14 protein-coding genes are annotated in these 13,308 nt (G+C 71.8%); 8 read left to right on the top strand and 6 right to left on the bottom strand.

Translation table 11 applies throughout. The features are described 5' to 3' along the window. Positions 1–63 precede the first annotated feature (63 nt). Positions 64–2,373 (bottom strand): putative bifunctional diguanylate cyclase/phosphodiesterase, encoded by a 2,310-nt coding sequence (locus tag D9V37_RS20935; protein ID WP_121807496.1) that lies wholly within the window; start codon positions 2,371–2,373, stop codon positions 64–66. Between the two features lie 94 nt (positions 2,374–2,467). Then, positions 2,468–3,244, bottom strand: a complete 777-nt coding sequence (locus D9V37_RS17975; RefSeq protein ID WP_121807495.1) for a M15 family metallopeptidase — start codon at positions 3,242–3,244, stop codon at positions 2,468–2,470. 23 nt (positions 3,245–3,267) lie between these two features. Here D9V37_RS17975 and thpR point away from each other — a divergent pair, with 23 nt between their 5' ends. After that, the gene (gene thpR, locus D9V37_RS17970; protein ID WP_232525046.1) at positions 3,268–3,825 is read left to right on the top strand and encodes an RNA 2',3'-cyclic phosphodiesterase; all 558 of its coding nucleotides are present in this window, start codon (positions 3,268–3,270) and stop codon (positions 3,823–3,825) included. 24 nt (positions 3,826–3,849) lie between these two features. After that, complete coding sequence (locus D9V37_RS17965; RefSeq protein WP_121807493.1) at positions 3,850–4,482, top strand: ACT domain-containing protein; 633 nt, start codon at positions 3,850–3,852, stop codon at positions 4,480–4,482. A 64-nt stretch (positions 4,483–4,546) separates the two neighbouring features. On the opposite strand, the gene D9V37_RS17960 is transcribed toward D9V37_RS17965, so the two are convergent. Further along, a complete protein-coding gene (locus tag D9V37_RS17960) occupies positions 4,547–4,993 on the bottom strand; it encodes a nitroreductase family deazaflavin-dependent oxidoreductase (RefSeq protein ID WP_121807492.1) in 447 nt (148 codons plus the stop codon). A 49-nt stretch (positions 4,994–5,042) separates the two neighbouring features. Here D9V37_RS17960 and D9V37_RS17955 point away from each other — a divergent pair, with 49 nt between their 5' ends. Then, entirely contained in the window at positions 5,043–5,960 is a 918-nt protein-coding gene (locus D9V37_RS17955) for a 1,4-dihydroxy-2-naphthoyl-CoA synthase (protein WP_121807491.1), read from the top strand. Here the strand turns inward: D9V37_RS17955 and D9V37_RS17950 are convergent. Next, positions 5,954–6,421, bottom strand: a complete 468-nt coding sequence (locus D9V37_RS17950; protein WP_121807490.1) for a MarR family winged helix-turn-helix transcriptional regulator — start codon at positions 6,419–6,421, stop codon at positions 5,954–5,956. The genes D9V37_RS17955 and D9V37_RS17950 overlap by 7 nt on opposite strands. Positions 6,422–6,481: 60 nt before the next feature. Here D9V37_RS17950 and D9V37_RS17945 point away from each other — a divergent pair, with 60 nt between their 5' ends. The 5 genes from D9V37_RS17945 to D9V37_RS17925 are packed head-to-tail and all read left to right on the top strand — an operon-like array spanning position 6,482 to position 10,434. Continuing rightward, positions 6,482–6,850 carry a VOC family protein gene (locus D9V37_RS17945; protein ID WP_121807489.1) on the top strand — a complete coding sequence of 123 codons (369 nt, stop codon included), beginning with the start codon at positions 6,482–6,484 and terminating at the stop codon, positions 6,848–6,850. A gap of 17 nt (positions 6,851–6,867) precedes the next feature. Then, a complete protein-coding gene (locus D9V37_RS17940) occupies positions 6,868–7,608 on the top strand; it encodes a VIT1/CCC1 transporter family protein (RefSeq protein ID WP_232524992.1) in 741 nt (246 codons plus the stop codon). A gap of 11 nt (positions 7,609–7,619) precedes the next feature. Beyond that, complete coding sequence (locus D9V37_RS17935; protein ID WP_121807488.1) at positions 7,620–8,747, top strand: NAD(P) transhydrogenase subunit alpha; 1,128 nt, start codon at positions 7,620–7,622, stop codon at positions 8,745–8,747. After that, positions 8,744–9,046: an NAD(P) transhydrogenase subunit alpha gene (locus D9V37_RS17930; protein WP_121807487.1), complete on the top strand. Its 303-nt coding sequence runs from the start codon at positions 8,744–8,746 to the stop codon at positions 9,044–9,046. Before D9V37_RS17935 ends, D9V37_RS17930 begins: the two co-directional genes overlap by 4 nt. Beyond that, a complete protein-coding gene (locus tag D9V37_RS17925; RefSeq protein ID WP_121807486.1) occupies positions 9,046–10,434 on the top strand; it encodes an NAD(P)(+) transhydrogenase (Re/Si-specific) subunit beta in 1,389 nt (462 codons plus the stop codon). Before D9V37_RS17930 ends, D9V37_RS17925 begins: the two co-directional genes overlap by 1 nt. A gap of 119 nt (positions 10,435–10,553) precedes the next feature. Here the strand turns inward: D9V37_RS17925 and D9V37_RS17920 are convergent, their stop codons facing one another. Together D9V37_RS17920 and D9V37_RS17915 are read right to left on the bottom strand one after the other, a co-directional pair. After that, entirely contained in the window at positions 10,554–12,182 is a 1,629-nt protein-coding gene (locus tag D9V37_RS17920) for an N-acetylmuramoyl-L-alanine amidase (protein ID WP_121807485.1), read from the bottom strand. 132 nt (positions 12,183–12,314) lie between these two features. After that, complete coding sequence (locus D9V37_RS17915) at positions 12,315–13,235, bottom strand: hypothetical protein (protein ID WP_121807484.1); 921 nt, start codon at positions 13,233–13,235, stop codon at positions 12,315–12,317. Positions 13,236–13,308 lie beyond the last annotated feature (73 nt).

The following is a 13,308-nucleotide window of genomic DNA, read 5'->3' as shown; positions in this document are numbered from 1 at the left end:
GGACACACGATGCTGGGCATGATCAGTGTGTCAGACCGAAGCCGGCCCGGCGTCGATCGTGGATCACGCGCCGACGCTCGACCGCACATCTGGCAGGTCGAGCTCCATCACGGCCTGCGCGGGCATCGGGTGCGCCAGGTGGAACCCCTGGGCGGCGTCGCACCCCAGCTCGCGCAGCAGAGCGAGCTGGGCCGGGCTCTCCACACCCTCGGCCACCGTCCGCAGGCCGACCGCGCGCGCCGAGCCGATGATCAGCGAGAGCGCCTCGATCCAGCCCGGTCGCTCGGGGTCGAGGAACGACCGGTCGATCTTGAGGAGGTCGGCCGGCAGCTCGTGCAGGCGCGACATCGAGCTGTAGCCGGTGCCGAAGTCGTCGATGGCCACGTGCACACCGAGCGTGCGCAGGGCCTGCAGCTGGTCGGCCGAGCGGGCCTCGTCGACGCCCAGCGACTCGGTCACCTCCAGCACCAGGCGACTCGCCGGCAGGTCGGCCGCCTCCAGCGCTCGCACCACGTCCTCGACCAGTCGCGCCCGCGCCAGGTGGCGGGGGGAGATGTTGACGGTCACGTAGCTGGTCGACTCGCGGCCCCACGTGGCCAGGTCGGCGCACGCCCGCAGCAGCATCCAGGCGTCGATCTCGCAGATCAGGTCGGACTGCTCGGCGACGTCGATGAACCCGGCCGGGGCCACGAGCCCGACGTCGGGACGCTCCCAGCGGACCAGGGCCTCGTAGCCGGTGACCAGGCCCTCGCCGACGGTGAAGATCGGTTGGTAGTGGGCGCGCAGCTCGCCGTCGTCGATCGCGCGACGCAGTGCTGCCTCCAGCTGCACGCGCTCGGTGCTGACGCGTACCAGCTCGGGGTCGCACAGGTCGGCACGGCCCTTGCCGGCGGACTTGGCGCGGTAGGCCGCGAGGTCGGCGTCGTGCATGAGCGCCTTGCCGTCGGTGGCCAGGGCGACGTCGCTGAGGGCGACGCCGATGCTGGCCCCGATGCGTACCTCGCGCTCGTGGCGGAGCCGGAACGGCTGGTGCAGCGCCTCGACCAGCCGTTGGGCGACCTGCAGCGCGGCGTGCTCGTCGGTGTCCTCGAGCAGGACCATGAACTCGTCCCCGCCGAGCCGGGCCGCGAGCTCGCGCGGGGTCTCGCGCACGACCCGTGCGGCCACCAGCTGCAGCACCTCGTCGCCGGCGGCGTGGCCGTAGGTGTCGTTGACCCGCTTGAACCCGTCGAGGTCGATGAAGAGGACGGCGGCGCGGACGCCGCGGGCGTAGCTGCTGCCGAGGACGTCGTCGACGTGCCGCAGCGCCTGGGCGCGGTTCACCAGGCCGGTGAGCAGGTCGTGGGTCGCCTCGTGCTGCAGCCGGCGCTGCAGCTCGCGGCGCTCGTCGTCGGTGCGCACCATCTCGGCCAGCACCAGGTACATCCGGGCGACGACGAGTCCGAAGAGGACCACTGCCGCGGTCACCACCGGCCACACGTCGAGGGGCAGGCCGAACGCCTCCTGCGTGGCCAGCACGCCGGGCGGCACCATCACCGCGATGGCCACGGCGAGCAACCGCAGCTTGCCGTGGCCGTCATCACCGGCCGTCACCGTCGGCGGCGGGTCGGTGGCCGAGGGGTGCAGGCCGGCGGCTCCCCACAGGGAGTAGCTGATCAGCCAGGCCAGCTGGAGGAACGCCGGCGGCACGAGGCCGTGGAGGTCGAAGGCGCTGCCGGAGAGGTCCGCGACGACCAGCGTCACCACCGCCGCCAGCAGCAGCCGTACCGACGTCGAACGCGCGCCGGGTAGTGCGGCCCAGCGCACCAGCACGGCGAGCAGCAAGATGTCGCCGACCGGGTACCCCACCACCGTCAGCAGGTGGCCGAAGGACCGGTCGTCGCCGAGGTGGGGCCGCAGCACGGAGGTGAACGTGATCAGCCCGATGCCGCCGGAGACCACCAGGGCGTCCAGGGTGAAGGCCAGGTCGCGGTAGGAGAGCCGGTGCCGGGCCAGGCCCAGCATCGCCGCGGCGAGCACGGGGTAGCCGAGGACGTAGAGGTAGTCGGCGAGGAAGCCGATCCCGGCGCCGGCGTGGATCAAGGTGGGCAGCCCGTAGACGGTGTCGCCGAGCACCCACAGCGCGAGACCCACCACCATCAGCCGCCACGGCCGGCGCAGTTGGGGCTCGACCCGGAAGGAGGCGGCGGTGGTGCCGGCCACGGCCAGCACACCGGCCAGCAGCCAGAGGACCTCCGAGAGCGGGGCGGTCCCGGGCACCAGGAGGTACGCGACGCAGATGGCGAGGCCGGCCCCCAGCACGACCAGTGATGCCGTCGCGGAGGTCCGGGTACCACCGACCGTGGCCCCGTGCCCCTCACCGACTGGCACCATTGCGCGCCCCTTCGCCTTACCAACCCGTCAATACTGACTTATCGGACAGCGGTTGCGCAGCCGATCCATCGCGCTGCCCCTCGAAGGGTGGGCTTCAGCGTCCGTCGGCGCTGAAGTGCTGACGGTCCTTGAGGCGGGTGAAGTCGCCGCCCCAGCCCCAGCCGACGGCGGCGAAGGCGCGGACGACGACGTCGCCGGGCTCGATCATCCCGGGCCGGACGTCGCTGCGGTCGGTGTAGGCGCCGGCGAGCTCGGGCAGCACCACGCTGCCGTTCTGGTAGGGGTTCTGGAAGGGGTCGACGTCGACGGCGAGCCCGTAGGCGTGCTGGGAGAAGAAGCTCGCGCCGCGGGTCGGGCGGCAGGCGAAGGCGCCGGTGTCGTTGCCGTCGCCGGTCGGCGGCGCGTTCTGCTCGGCCGTGGTCGTGATGGTCATCTGCTCGATCGGGAACCGGGCCTCGTACAGGGTGCGGAAGACGCGCACCAGGTCGGCCGAGGCGCTGTGGTTCACCAGGAGCTCGCCGGTGTGGCGGCGCTCGTCGAAGCCCCAGAACGTCAGGCGCAGCCAGTCCAGGTCGCTCGAAGCGACCGGACAGCCCGGACGCCAGGTGGAGCGGGCGAGCACCGCCGCAGGAGCCTGCTCGACCCGGGCGGCGAAGCCGCGGCCGGGCAGCTCGGGCAGCGTGTCGGGCAGCGTGAAGGCGCGCTCGCGCAGCGCGGTCGGCGTCGGCCGCTGGACGCCGTAGCCCGCGGCCGTGGTCGGGAGCACGCGCGTGCCCAGCCAACCCGGCGGCAGCCGGCCGGGCACCGCGGCCAGCAGGCAGCCGGCCACCGCCACGGCGGCCCGGAGCCGACCCTGCACCGCGCGACGCATCCCTCCATCATGGGCCGGTGCGCATGTTCGCAGCGGTCAGGCCCCCGGCGGAGGCCGTCGAGCACCTCGAGGCGTTCTTGGAACCGCGCCGCGCGGCGGCCGACTTCCGCTGGACCGACCCCGAGCAGGTGCACCTCACCCTGGCCTTCTACGCCGACGTCGCCGAACCGGACCTCGACGCGCTGCTCGCCGGGCTCGCGGACGCCGCCGCACGGCGCCGCGGCTTCAGCTCGTCGATCCGGGGCGGCGGCGCGTTCCCCGACGTCGCCCGCGGCCGGGTGTTGTGGGCGGGTCTGGAGCTCGACGAGACCGCGGCGAGCGAGCTCGACCGGCTCGCGGTGGGCTGCCGCAACGCGGGCGTGGCCGCCGGCACCGAGGTCGACGGTCAGCGCTTCCGGCCGCACCTGACGCTGGCGCGCTGCGGGCGGCCCACCGAGCTGACCCGGTGGGTGCGCTTGCTCGACTCCTACGCCGGACCGACCTGGCCGGTGCGGGAGGTGGCCGTGATGATCTCGCACCTGGGAGAGGGCCGACGCCGTCGTCCGCGGTACGAGCAGATCGCCGACGTCATGCTGGCGTGACACGGCTTCGCTAGGGTCGCAGACGTGTCCTTCCTGCTCCGGGTCGCGCTGCCCGACGTCCCCGGCTCTCTGGGCCGGCTGGCGTCGGCCATCGGTGCCGCCGGCGGCAACATCGACGCGATCGAGATCGTCGAGCACCGCGGCGACGGATGCGCGGTCGACGACGTGTTCTTGACCCTGGCGCCCAGCGTGATGCCCGACAGCATCGTCTCGGCCTGCCATCAGCTCGACGGCGTGAGGGTGCAGTGGATCTCGCGCTACACCGCCGGAGGCAACCTGTTCTTGGACCTCGAGGTCGTCGAGTCGATGACCCAGCAGCCCGACCGCGCCCTGGACCTGCTGCTCGACGCGCTGCCAGCCGCTTTCCGCGTCGACTGGGCCGCACAGCTCACCCGCACCGGCGACCGGGTCGACATCGTGCGCCGCACGCCGGCCGCGCCCGAGCGCGTGCCCGGCGACCTGGGCTGGCCCGAGGACCTCGGCCGTGGCCTGCGCCTGCCGGTCCCCGAGGAGTGGGGCGACGTCCTCGCCGCCGGCTGCTCGCTGGCCAAGGACACCGTGGTCATCGCCCGCCGCGGCGGCCCGGAGATCCTGGACTCCGAGATCGCCCGGCTGCGCCACCTGTGCGCGCTGGCCGACTCCATCGCCCGCAACTAGGGCCTCACCAGGCTCAGGACTACCCATGATCCCCCGCACGTGCGGGGGATCGTGGGGTCAGCTCTCAGTCGCGTCGCTCGAGCACGAACAGCGGGATCTCGCGGTCGGTCTTCTCCTGGTACTCCGCGTACGGCGAGTACTGCTTCACCGCGCGGTCCCACCACTGCGCCCGCTCGTCGCCCTCGATCTGGCGCACGTCGTAGTCGTGCGGCTCCGGGCCGTCCTGCAGCGTGACCACCGGGTTGGCCACGAAGTTGTGGTACCAGGTCGGGTGCTCGGGCGCGCCGCCCTTGGACGCCACGGCCAGGTAGACCCCGTCCTTCTCCACCCGCATCACCGGGTTCTTGCGCAGCTTGCCGGACTTCGCGCCGCGCGAGGTGATGACCACGATCGGCCACTCCGGGTGGTCGCGCAAAATGTTCGCGCGCTGGCCGCCCGAGGCCTCGTACTCCTCGACCTGCTCGCGGACCCACTTCTCCGGGCTGGGCTCGTACTCGCCTTCGAGAGTCATACCTGCGCCAACGCGTGCCGCGCGGAACCCATTCCGTAGCCTGCCCGCTATGAGCGCCCTCCCCGGTGTCAGCGAGACCTTCGACCCCGACTCCTGGGACGACGTCCCCGGCTTCGAGGACCTGACCGACCTCACCTACCACCGCGCCCGCGCCCACGGCACCGTCCGCGTCGCCTTCGACCGGCCCGACGTCCTCAACGCCTTCCGGCCGCACACCGTCGACGAGCTGCTCCGCGTGCTCGAGCACGCCCGCACCTCCAGCGACGTCGGCTGCGTGCTGCTCACCGGCAACGGGCCGTCGACCAAGCACGGCAAGCGCTCCTTCTGCACCGGCGGCGACCAGCGCATCCGCGGCCGCGCGGGCTACCAGTACGCCGGCGGCGAGACCGCCGAGACCGTCGACAAGGCCCGCTTGGGCCGGCTCCACATCCTCGAGGTGCAGCGGCTGATCCGCTTCATGCCCAAGGTGGTGGTCTGCGTCGTGCCGGGCTGGGCCGCCGGTGGCGGTCACAGCCTCCACGTGGTGTGCGACCTCACCATCGCCAGCGCCGAGCACGCCCGCTTCAAGCAGACCGACGCCGAGGTCGGCTCCTTCGACGGCGGCTTCGGCTCGGCCTACCTGGCCAAGCAGGTGGGCCAGAAGTACGCCCGCGAGATCTTCTTCCTCGCCGAGGAGTACTCAGCCGAGGACGGGATGCGGATGGGCACGGTCAACCGCGCCGTCCCCCACGCCGACCTGGAGGCCGCCGCCCTGGAGTGGGGCCGCATCGTCCACACCAAGTCGCCCACCGCCGTCCGGATGCTCAAGTACGCCTTCAACGCCACCGACGACGGCCTGGTCGGCCAGCAGCTCTTCGCCGGCGAGGCCACGCGGCTGGCCTACATGACCGACGAGGCCGCCGAGGGCCGCGACCAGTTCCTCCAGAAGCGCGACCCGGACTGGTCGCCGTTCCCCTGGTACTACTGAGCGCCCGCCGTCGTCGCGCCCTCGTGCAGCGCGTCCACCATGCTCCGCAGCATCCTGGCGGCGGCTGAGCGCTGGGGTTCGCTCAGGCCGGACAGCATGGTGACCTCCACCGAGCGGACGGCGACGGTCGCCTTGGCCAGGAGGCGCCGGCCGCGGGGCGTGAGTCGGGTGGGCAGCACCTTGCCCACGGTCGCGGTCTCCGCGCGGGTGACGTAGCCCTCGCGCTCGAGCGCCTGCAGCAGCACGTTCATCGACTGCCGGGTGACGAAGGCGCCACGGGCGAGCTCGGAGCTGGACAGACCGGGCCGCTGTGCCAGCAGCTCCAGGCAGGAGTAGCGCGTGACGTTCATGCCCAGTGGCCGCAACACGTCCTCCATCGCGGTCCGCAGTGCGCTCGAGGCCTCCTTGAGCAGATAGCCGACGGACGTCTCGAGATCCACACCCTCACCGACTTGTGCCATGTCAATATTCTGACATAGCCTCGATGTGTCAATAACCTGACATAGACAAGGAGTGTCACCATGCCCGTCACTGGAACCGACTTCATCTCCCTGCAGGTGCGCGATCTCGACGCGTCGCAGGCCTTCTACGAGCAGTACCTCGGCCTGGTCCGATCACCCGCCGGCCCGCCCCACGCTGTCGTGTTCGACACGCAGCCGATCGCGTTCGCTGTCCGCGACCTCGTCGAAGGAACCGACCTGACCTCGGTCGCGCAGCCCGGGCTCGGCGTCGCGCTGTGGTTCCACGCCACCGACGTGCAGGCCATCCACGACGCCCTCGAGGCCGACGGCCACTCCATCGTCGCCGCTCCGATCGACGGTCCGTTCGGGCGCACCTTCACCTTCGCCGACCCCGACGGCTACCACGTCACGCTTCACGACCGCGCCTGACCCGCGAGGATGGCGCGGTGAGCCAGATCCCGACACCGCAGCCGGATCGCATCGGCCCGCATGCCGACGAGCCGCACGAGCGGAGCATCGGCGGGCTGCTCAACCGCCTGCGCGCCGCCGTCCTCGGCGCCAACGACGGCATCGTCTCGGTGGCGGGCATCGTGATGGGGGTCGCCGGTGCGACCAGCCACCGCGACACCATCGTCGTGGCCGGCGTCGCCGGGTTGGTCGCCGGAGCGCTCAGCATGGGCGCGGGTGAGTACGTCTCGGTCAGCACGCAGCGCGACACCGAGCGAGCGCTGCTCGACAAGGAGCGGCGCGAGCTGGCCGAGGACCCCGAGGACGAGCTGGCGGAGCTGGCCGGGCTCTACCGCGACAAGGGGCTCACCGACGCGCTGGCACTGGAGGTGGCGCAGCAGCTGACCGCCCACGACGCGCTGGCCGCGCACGCCGAGACCGAGCTCGGCATCGATCCCGACGACCTGACCAGTCCCTGGCAGGCGGCCCTGGCCTCGATGGTTGCTTTCACGCTCGGGGCGGCGCTACCGCTGCTCACGATCACGCTGTTCCCGCCCGGCGTGCGGGTGTGGGTCACCGTCGTCGCGGTGGCGCTCGCGCTGGCCGTCACCGGCTACGCCAGCGCTGCGTCGGGTGACGCGCCGCGGGTCCGCGCGGTCGTTCGTAACATCGCCGGAGGCCTGCTGGCGATGGTTGTGACATACCTCATCGGGGGTCTGGTGGGCCGCGGTCTCGGCTAGGTTGCGCAGTCATGGACGTCACAGTCGTGCGCGAGACCCGCGAGGGCGAGACCCGCGTCGCGATGGTCCCCGAGCTGGTCGGCAAGCTGACCGCCCTGGGCTACACGGTGCGCGTCGAGCCCGGTGCCGGCGACGCCGCCGGGTTCACCGACGCCGACTACGAGGCCGCGGGCGCCTCCATCGACCCGGACGCGATCACCGGTGCGAGCGTGGTCCTCGCGGTGCAGCCGCTGCCGGTCGACGTCGTGCGCAGGCTGCCGGAGGGCACGACGACGATCTCGTTCCTGCCGGTCAACCAGCAGCAGTCGTTGGTCGCCGATCTGCGCGACATCAAGGTGACCTCGTTCGCCGTCGAGCTGGTGCCGCGTATCTCGCGTGCTCAGTCGATGGACGCGCTGTCCTCGCAGGCGCTGGTGGCGGGCTACCGGTGCGCGGTCGTCGCCGCCGGGCTCCTGCGCCGGTTCTTCCCGCTGAACATGACCGCCGCCGGCACGGTGCCGCCCGCCGACGTCGTGGTGCTCGGCGCGGGCGTCGCCGGCCTGCAGGCGATCGCGACGGCCAAGCGGCTCGGCGCGGTGGTCAAGGCCTACGACGTCCGGGCGGCCGCCGCGGAGGAGATCCGCTCCATGGGTGCCCAGGCCATCGACCTGGACCTGGAGACCCTCGAGGGCGCCGGTGGCTATGCCCGCGAGATGACCGAGGACCGGGCGGCGCGGCAGCGCGAGCTGCTCACCCCCTACATCGCCGCGGCCGACGCGCTCATCACCACCGCGGCCGTGCCGGGACGCACGGCACCGGTGCTGGTGACGCGCGAGATGGTGGAGCAGATGGGCCCGGGCTCCGTCGTCGTCGACCTGGCCGCGGAGTCGGGCGGCAACGTCGAGGGCTCGCAGCCCGGCGAGGTCGTCCGCATCGGGCGGGCCACCGTGTGGGGCGGGGCGAATGTGCCGGCGCAGATGCCCGGCCCGGCGTCGCGGCTCTACGCCCAGAACCTGGTCAACCTGGTGACGCTCATGACCGCCGACGGTGCCTTCGCGCCGGACTTCGACGACGAGATCGTCGCCGGCGCCTGCGTCACGCACGGCGGTCGGATCCTGCACGAACCCACCCGTCAGGCCCTGGAAGGACCTTCGCAGTGAACGAGTCCGTCACCCTGCTCACGATCTTCGTGCTCAGCGTGTTCGTGGGCATCGAGGTGATCTCGAAGGTCTCCTCGACGCTCCACACGCCGCTGATGTCGGGCGCCAACGCCATCCACGGCATCATCCTGCTCGGCGCGATCATCGTCACCGGCTCCACCGACAACGCGGTCGCGGTCGTCGTGGGCGTCGTCGCGATCGTGCTGGCCGCGGTGAACATGGTCGGCGGCTTCGTCGTCACCGACCGGATGCTGCAGATGTTCACCCGCAAGAAGCCGGCCAAGAAGGTCGACGCCTGATGCCCGTCTGGGTGCAGGTCGCGTACCTGGTGTGCGCGGTCGGATTCATCCTGGCGCTGAAGGGGCTCTCCGGACCGCGGACCGCGCGCACCGGCAACCTCATCGGCGCCGTGGCGGCGGTGGTCGGCTGCGCCATCCCGTTCTTCTACCTCGACCTGCACCACGTGCCGCTGATCCTGGCCGCGATCGTGGTCGGCGCCGCCGGCGGCTTCGTCGGCGCGCGGCGCGTGCAGATGACCCAGATGCCGCAGATGGTGGCGCTGTTCAACGGCGTCGGCGGCGGCGCGGCCGCGCTGGTCGCGCTGCTGGAGCTGCGCGAGCTCGTCGCCGCGGACGAGTTCGCGGGAAGCGTCCCGTGGTTCACGCTGCTGGCCACCGCGTTCACGATCCTGGTCGGCTCGGTCTCCTTCGCCGGCTCGGTCATCACCTTCTTGAAGCTGCAGGAGCTGATGACCTCACGCCCGGTGGTCTTCCCCGGGCTGCCCGTGGTGTTCGGTCTCGGCCTGCTGGCCGCCGTGGTGCTCGCCGTCGTCACCGTGGTCAACCCCGCCGAGCCCGTCGGCGTCGTGCTGGCGCTGGTCGGGCTGCTGATCGGCGTGCTGCTGGTGCTGCCCGTGGGCGGTGCCGACGTACCGATCGTCATCTCGCTGCTCAACGCCTTCACCGGCCTGACCGTGGCCGCCGGCGGCTACGTCCTGGGCAACACCCTGCTGCTCGTGGCGGGCACGCTGGTCGGCGCGTCGGGCACGTTCCTCACCCGACTGATGGCGAGTGCCATGGGCCGTTCGGTAGCCAACATCCTCTTCGGCGCCCTCAAGGGCGGCTCGACCCTGGGCGCCGGCGAGGCCTCCGACCGCCCGGTGCGCTCGGCCGGACCCGAGGACGTCGCGATCCTGCTCGAGTACGCCGACCGCGTCATCGTCGTCCCGGGCTACGGCCTGGCCGTCGCGCAGGCCCAGCACACGCTGCGCGAGCTGGTCGACGTGCTGGGCGAGAAGGGCGTCAAGGTCGACTACGCGATCCACCCGGTGGCCGGCCGGATGCCCGGGCACATGAACGTGCTGCTGGCCGAGGCGCAGGTGCCCTACGAGCAGCTGGTGGAGATGGACGACATCAACGGCGACTTCAAGAACACCGACGTGGTCGTGGTGGTCGGCGCCAACGACGTGGTGAACCCGGCCGCGAAGACCACGCCCGGCGCCCCGATCTACGGCATGCCGATCCTCAACGCCGACGAGGCCCAGCAGATCGTCTTCCTCAAGCGCTCGATGCGCCCCGGCTTCGCCGGCATCGAGAACGAGCTCCTCTTCGACCCCAAGACCACCCTGCTCTTCGGCGACGCCAAGGAAACCCTCGGCAAGCTGCTCAACGCCGTCAAGGCGCTGTAGCGACAACCCGGGGCGTTCCGGGCGAGGACCTACTGGAACTCGTCTCCGCGACCGTTTCTGGACGGATTTTCCGGGGGTTTTGCCGGGCACCCGGCAAAACCCCCGCCGACCGACCCGCCTCAGACCACCGGGTTCGTCGTGTACACCCCGGTCGCACTGTCGAACGCGATCGACCCGTGCTCGAAGGTCTGGGTGGTGACGGTCCCGGTGGTGGTGGCGTCGGCGGTGGGGAAGCCGAAGACGCTGCCCTCGGCGCCGGCGGCGTCGTACTTGGTGCGGATCGCGCCGGTCACCCACCGGGCCGGTCCCAGGCCGGGCTTGGAGAGGATCTCGCCGTTGTCCATGATGACCTTGCGGCCGCCGGCGGTGCGGTACTCGCCCATGTAGACCGCTCCGGTCACCGCCGTGCCTAGCGCGAGCATCTTGCGCTTCGGCGGGGTGTTGTAGTGCGCGAGGTAGCGGGCCACCTGGTAGCGCAGGCCGTACTTGCCGTTGAGCCAGGCGTAGGCGTACTTGCCCGGGCAATCGGTGCTGGTCGCCGGTCGCAGGCCGCTGAGGTAGACGTCGCGGTGACCCTCGATCCGGTTGAACGTGTGCCCGTCGAGCTTGTACTTGCCGCGCGGTGAGAGGTAGAAGGTGCCCAGCCGCCAGCCCACCAGCCGGATGACCGCCTTGCGCAGCGCGGCGGGCGGCTTGGCCACCTGGAAATTGCCCATCATCGAGATGCCGGCGGCGTATGTGTTCACGTCGAAGTTGCCCGCGTGCGCACCGCGCACCATCTGGTCGACGCCGCCGTTGCGGCCCTCGAAGATCTGGCCGTACCGGTCGACGAGGTAGTTGTAGCCGATGTCGCACCAGCCGCGGCCGTTCATGTGGTACGCCTGCGTCGCGCGCATGATCGCCGCGGACTGCGCCGCGGTGTAGCTGTTCGAGCCGGCGGTGTGGTGGATGACGACGCCCAGGGTGCGCGAGGAGACCTGCGGGCTGTCGCAGGGCTTGTTGGCCTGGGCGCCCCACTGGGCGCGGGTGATGATCGTCGGCTGCGCGGTGTAGTACGGGCTGCTCGCGCTCGCGGGCGACTTCTTCTTGGCGGTCGCGGTGGCCGGGTCGGCGGCCAGCGCGCCGGTCAGGCTGGTCGCGGAGGCGAAGCTCACGCTGCTGCCGCGGGCGCCGGTGGCGCCGGTGACCGTCCCGTGCTTGAGGGTGGAGGGCAGCTTGGCCACCGCGGGGCCGGCGCCGGGGTTGACCAGCACGATCCGGATGTCGCGCGGCGCGCGGCCGCCGACGGTCTTGACCACGGCGGAGACGCCGTCGGCGTGGCCGATCCACAGCCCCTCGGTGCCCCAGCGGGTGCCGCCGTTGCCGTCGTCGTCGACGTCGAGGCGCGTCCACCGCGACCACCTGTGGTTGGTCTGGGTGCGCACCCACACCTTGGTCTGGGCGTTGCCGGTGCGCTTGCGCCAGGTGACGCCGACCATCCCGTAGTCGCGGGTGCCGACCGAGGTCAGCTTCGCGTACGGCTGCGGCTTGTCGGGCTGCATGCCGCCGGCGGCGCGCAGCGCGGCCGGGAGCACCGGCACCTTGACCTGGTTGACGGTCGCGCCGCGGTTCTTCTTCTTCGCGTGCTTCGCGACCGTCTTCTCCGGGGTCGGGGACGCCGAGGCGGACAGCGCCGCAGGCCCGGCCAGCCCGAGGGCGAGCAGGGTCGCGCAGGCGGCGAACAGGGACGTACGAGGGAACAGGCGCATCGAGACCCAGACTCTTCAGGCGGCCGGACTGGACCACTGTAGGCGAAAAATTGGGACTCTTGTGACTGGAGTGACGTATGAGGTTGGTAAGAGTCCGGCGTCGTGTGCTCCATCGGTCGCCCTGGCGACCGCTCAGGCACACGAGGTGAGGACGCCGAGGGCCAGAAGGTCCCGGGCGATCGAGTCCGGATCGTCGCGGAGCTCGAGAGCGGTGCAGCGCACGATGATCCGCCCGGGCGTCGAGAGCCGACGGTGCCGACGGACGTCCTCGCCGTACTGGACGACATCGAGGTGGAAGGCGCCGTCGACCTCGAGGATCACCACCCGGCCGTCGGCGAGGCGCCACTCGCAGTCGGTGAACCGGCGGCGGCCGTCGCGGTCGAGCCGCGCTCGCTGCCGCACGGGTATCGGCAGGCCGTGGCTGCGGCACATCCGACGCACGTCGATCTCGGCGAGCGACTGCGCACCGCCGGTGACGTCCTCGAGCACGCGCCGCAGCAGCGGCGCTCGTCGCAGCGGACGGAGCCGGGCGATCCAGCCCAGCAGCAGCTCGGGGGTGGTGAGCTCCTGCTGCACGGCGGCGGCGAGGACGCCCTGCGCGGACCTGGCCGACCGCTCGCGGGCGGCGAAGAGGAGGACCGCCGGCTCCAGGGCGCACACCGGCAGCTCACCGCGACGAGAGCCGCGCAGGTCGGGCAGGGTGCGACGGGTGCGGACGAACTCGACGCCCGGCACAGGGGCGAACGACCACTCGTCGTCGACGAGCACCGTCACCTCGTCGCGGGTCCAGTTCCGCAGCCCGTGGACGGTGGCCGCCGTGAGGCCGCCGACCAGGGAGCGGTCGCCGGCGTGGAGCACGCCCAGCCACATCAGCTGTCGCTGGGTCAGCTCACCGGTGGTCGTGGACAGCACGTGCTCGCTGCGCCGCACCCATCGATCGGAGGACACCTTGTGCCGCACCACCGAGCGCGACACGCCCAGGTCGACGAGCTGACGCACGGCGAGCATGTCGTCCTGGCGCCGCGCCAGCTCGCGCCACCGACCGTCGTCCATGCCGGACGAGTGTGGCCAAGGTCGGTCGGTCGCGCGAACGGCGATCCACAGGCTCGCAGTCGTGTGCTCCAGT

Origin of the sequence: Nocardioides mangrovicus (assembly GCF_003674065.1) — a bacterium.
Classification (GTDB): domain Bacteria; phylum Actinomycetota; class Actinomycetes; order Propionibacteriales; family Nocardioidaceae; genus Marmoricola; species Marmoricola mangrovicus.
Note: the sequence above shows the minus strand (reverse complement) of the source record. Positions and strands in the feature narration are given on the sequence as shown.

Bases quoted from the DNA above. Each gene is read 5' to 3' on its own strand.
- D9V37_RS20935 (WP_121807496.1), bottom strand. From the start codon at position 2,373: ATGGTGCCAGTCGGTGAGGGGCACGGGGCCACGGTCGGTGGTACCCGG.
- D9V37_RS17975 (WP_121807495.1), bottom strand. From the start codon at position 3,244: ATGCGTCGCGCGGTGCAGGGTCGGCTCCGGGCCGCCGTGGCGGTGGCC.
- thpR (WP_232525046.1), top strand. From the start codon at position 3,268: ATGTTCGCAGCGGTCAGGCCCCCGGCGGAGGCCGTCGAGCACCTCGAG.
- D9V37_RS17960 (WP_121807492.1), bottom strand. From the start codon at position 4,993: ATGACTCTCGAAGGCGAGTACGAGCCCAGCCCGGAGAAGTGGGTCCGC.
- D9V37_RS17955 (WP_121807491.1), top strand. From the start codon at position 5,043: ATGAGCGCCCTCCCCGGTGTCAGCGAGACCTTCGACCCCGACTCCTGG.
- D9V37_RS17950 (WP_121807490.1), bottom strand. From the start codon at position 6,421: ATGGCACAAGTCGGTGAGGGTGTGGATCTCGAGACGTCCGTCGGCTAT.
- D9V37_RS17945 (WP_121807489.1), top strand. From the start codon at position 6,482: ATGCCCGTCACTGGAACCGACTTCATCTCCCTGCAGGTGCGCGATCTC.
- D9V37_RS17935 (WP_121807488.1), top strand. From the start codon at position 7,620: ATGGACGTCACAGTCGTGCGCGAGACCCGCGAGGGCGAGACCCGCGTC.
- D9V37_RS17925 (WP_121807486.1), top strand. From the start codon at position 9,046: ATGCCCGTCTGGGTGCAGGTCGCGTACCTGGTGTGCGCGGTCGGATTC.
- D9V37_RS17920 (WP_121807485.1), bottom strand. From the start codon at position 12,182: ATGCGCCTGTTCCCTCGTACGTCCCTGTTCGCCGCCTGCGCGACCCTG.
- D9V37_RS17915 (WP_121807484.1), bottom strand. From the start codon at position 13,235: ATGGACGACGGTCGGTGGCGCGAGCTGGCGCGGCGCCAGGACGACATG.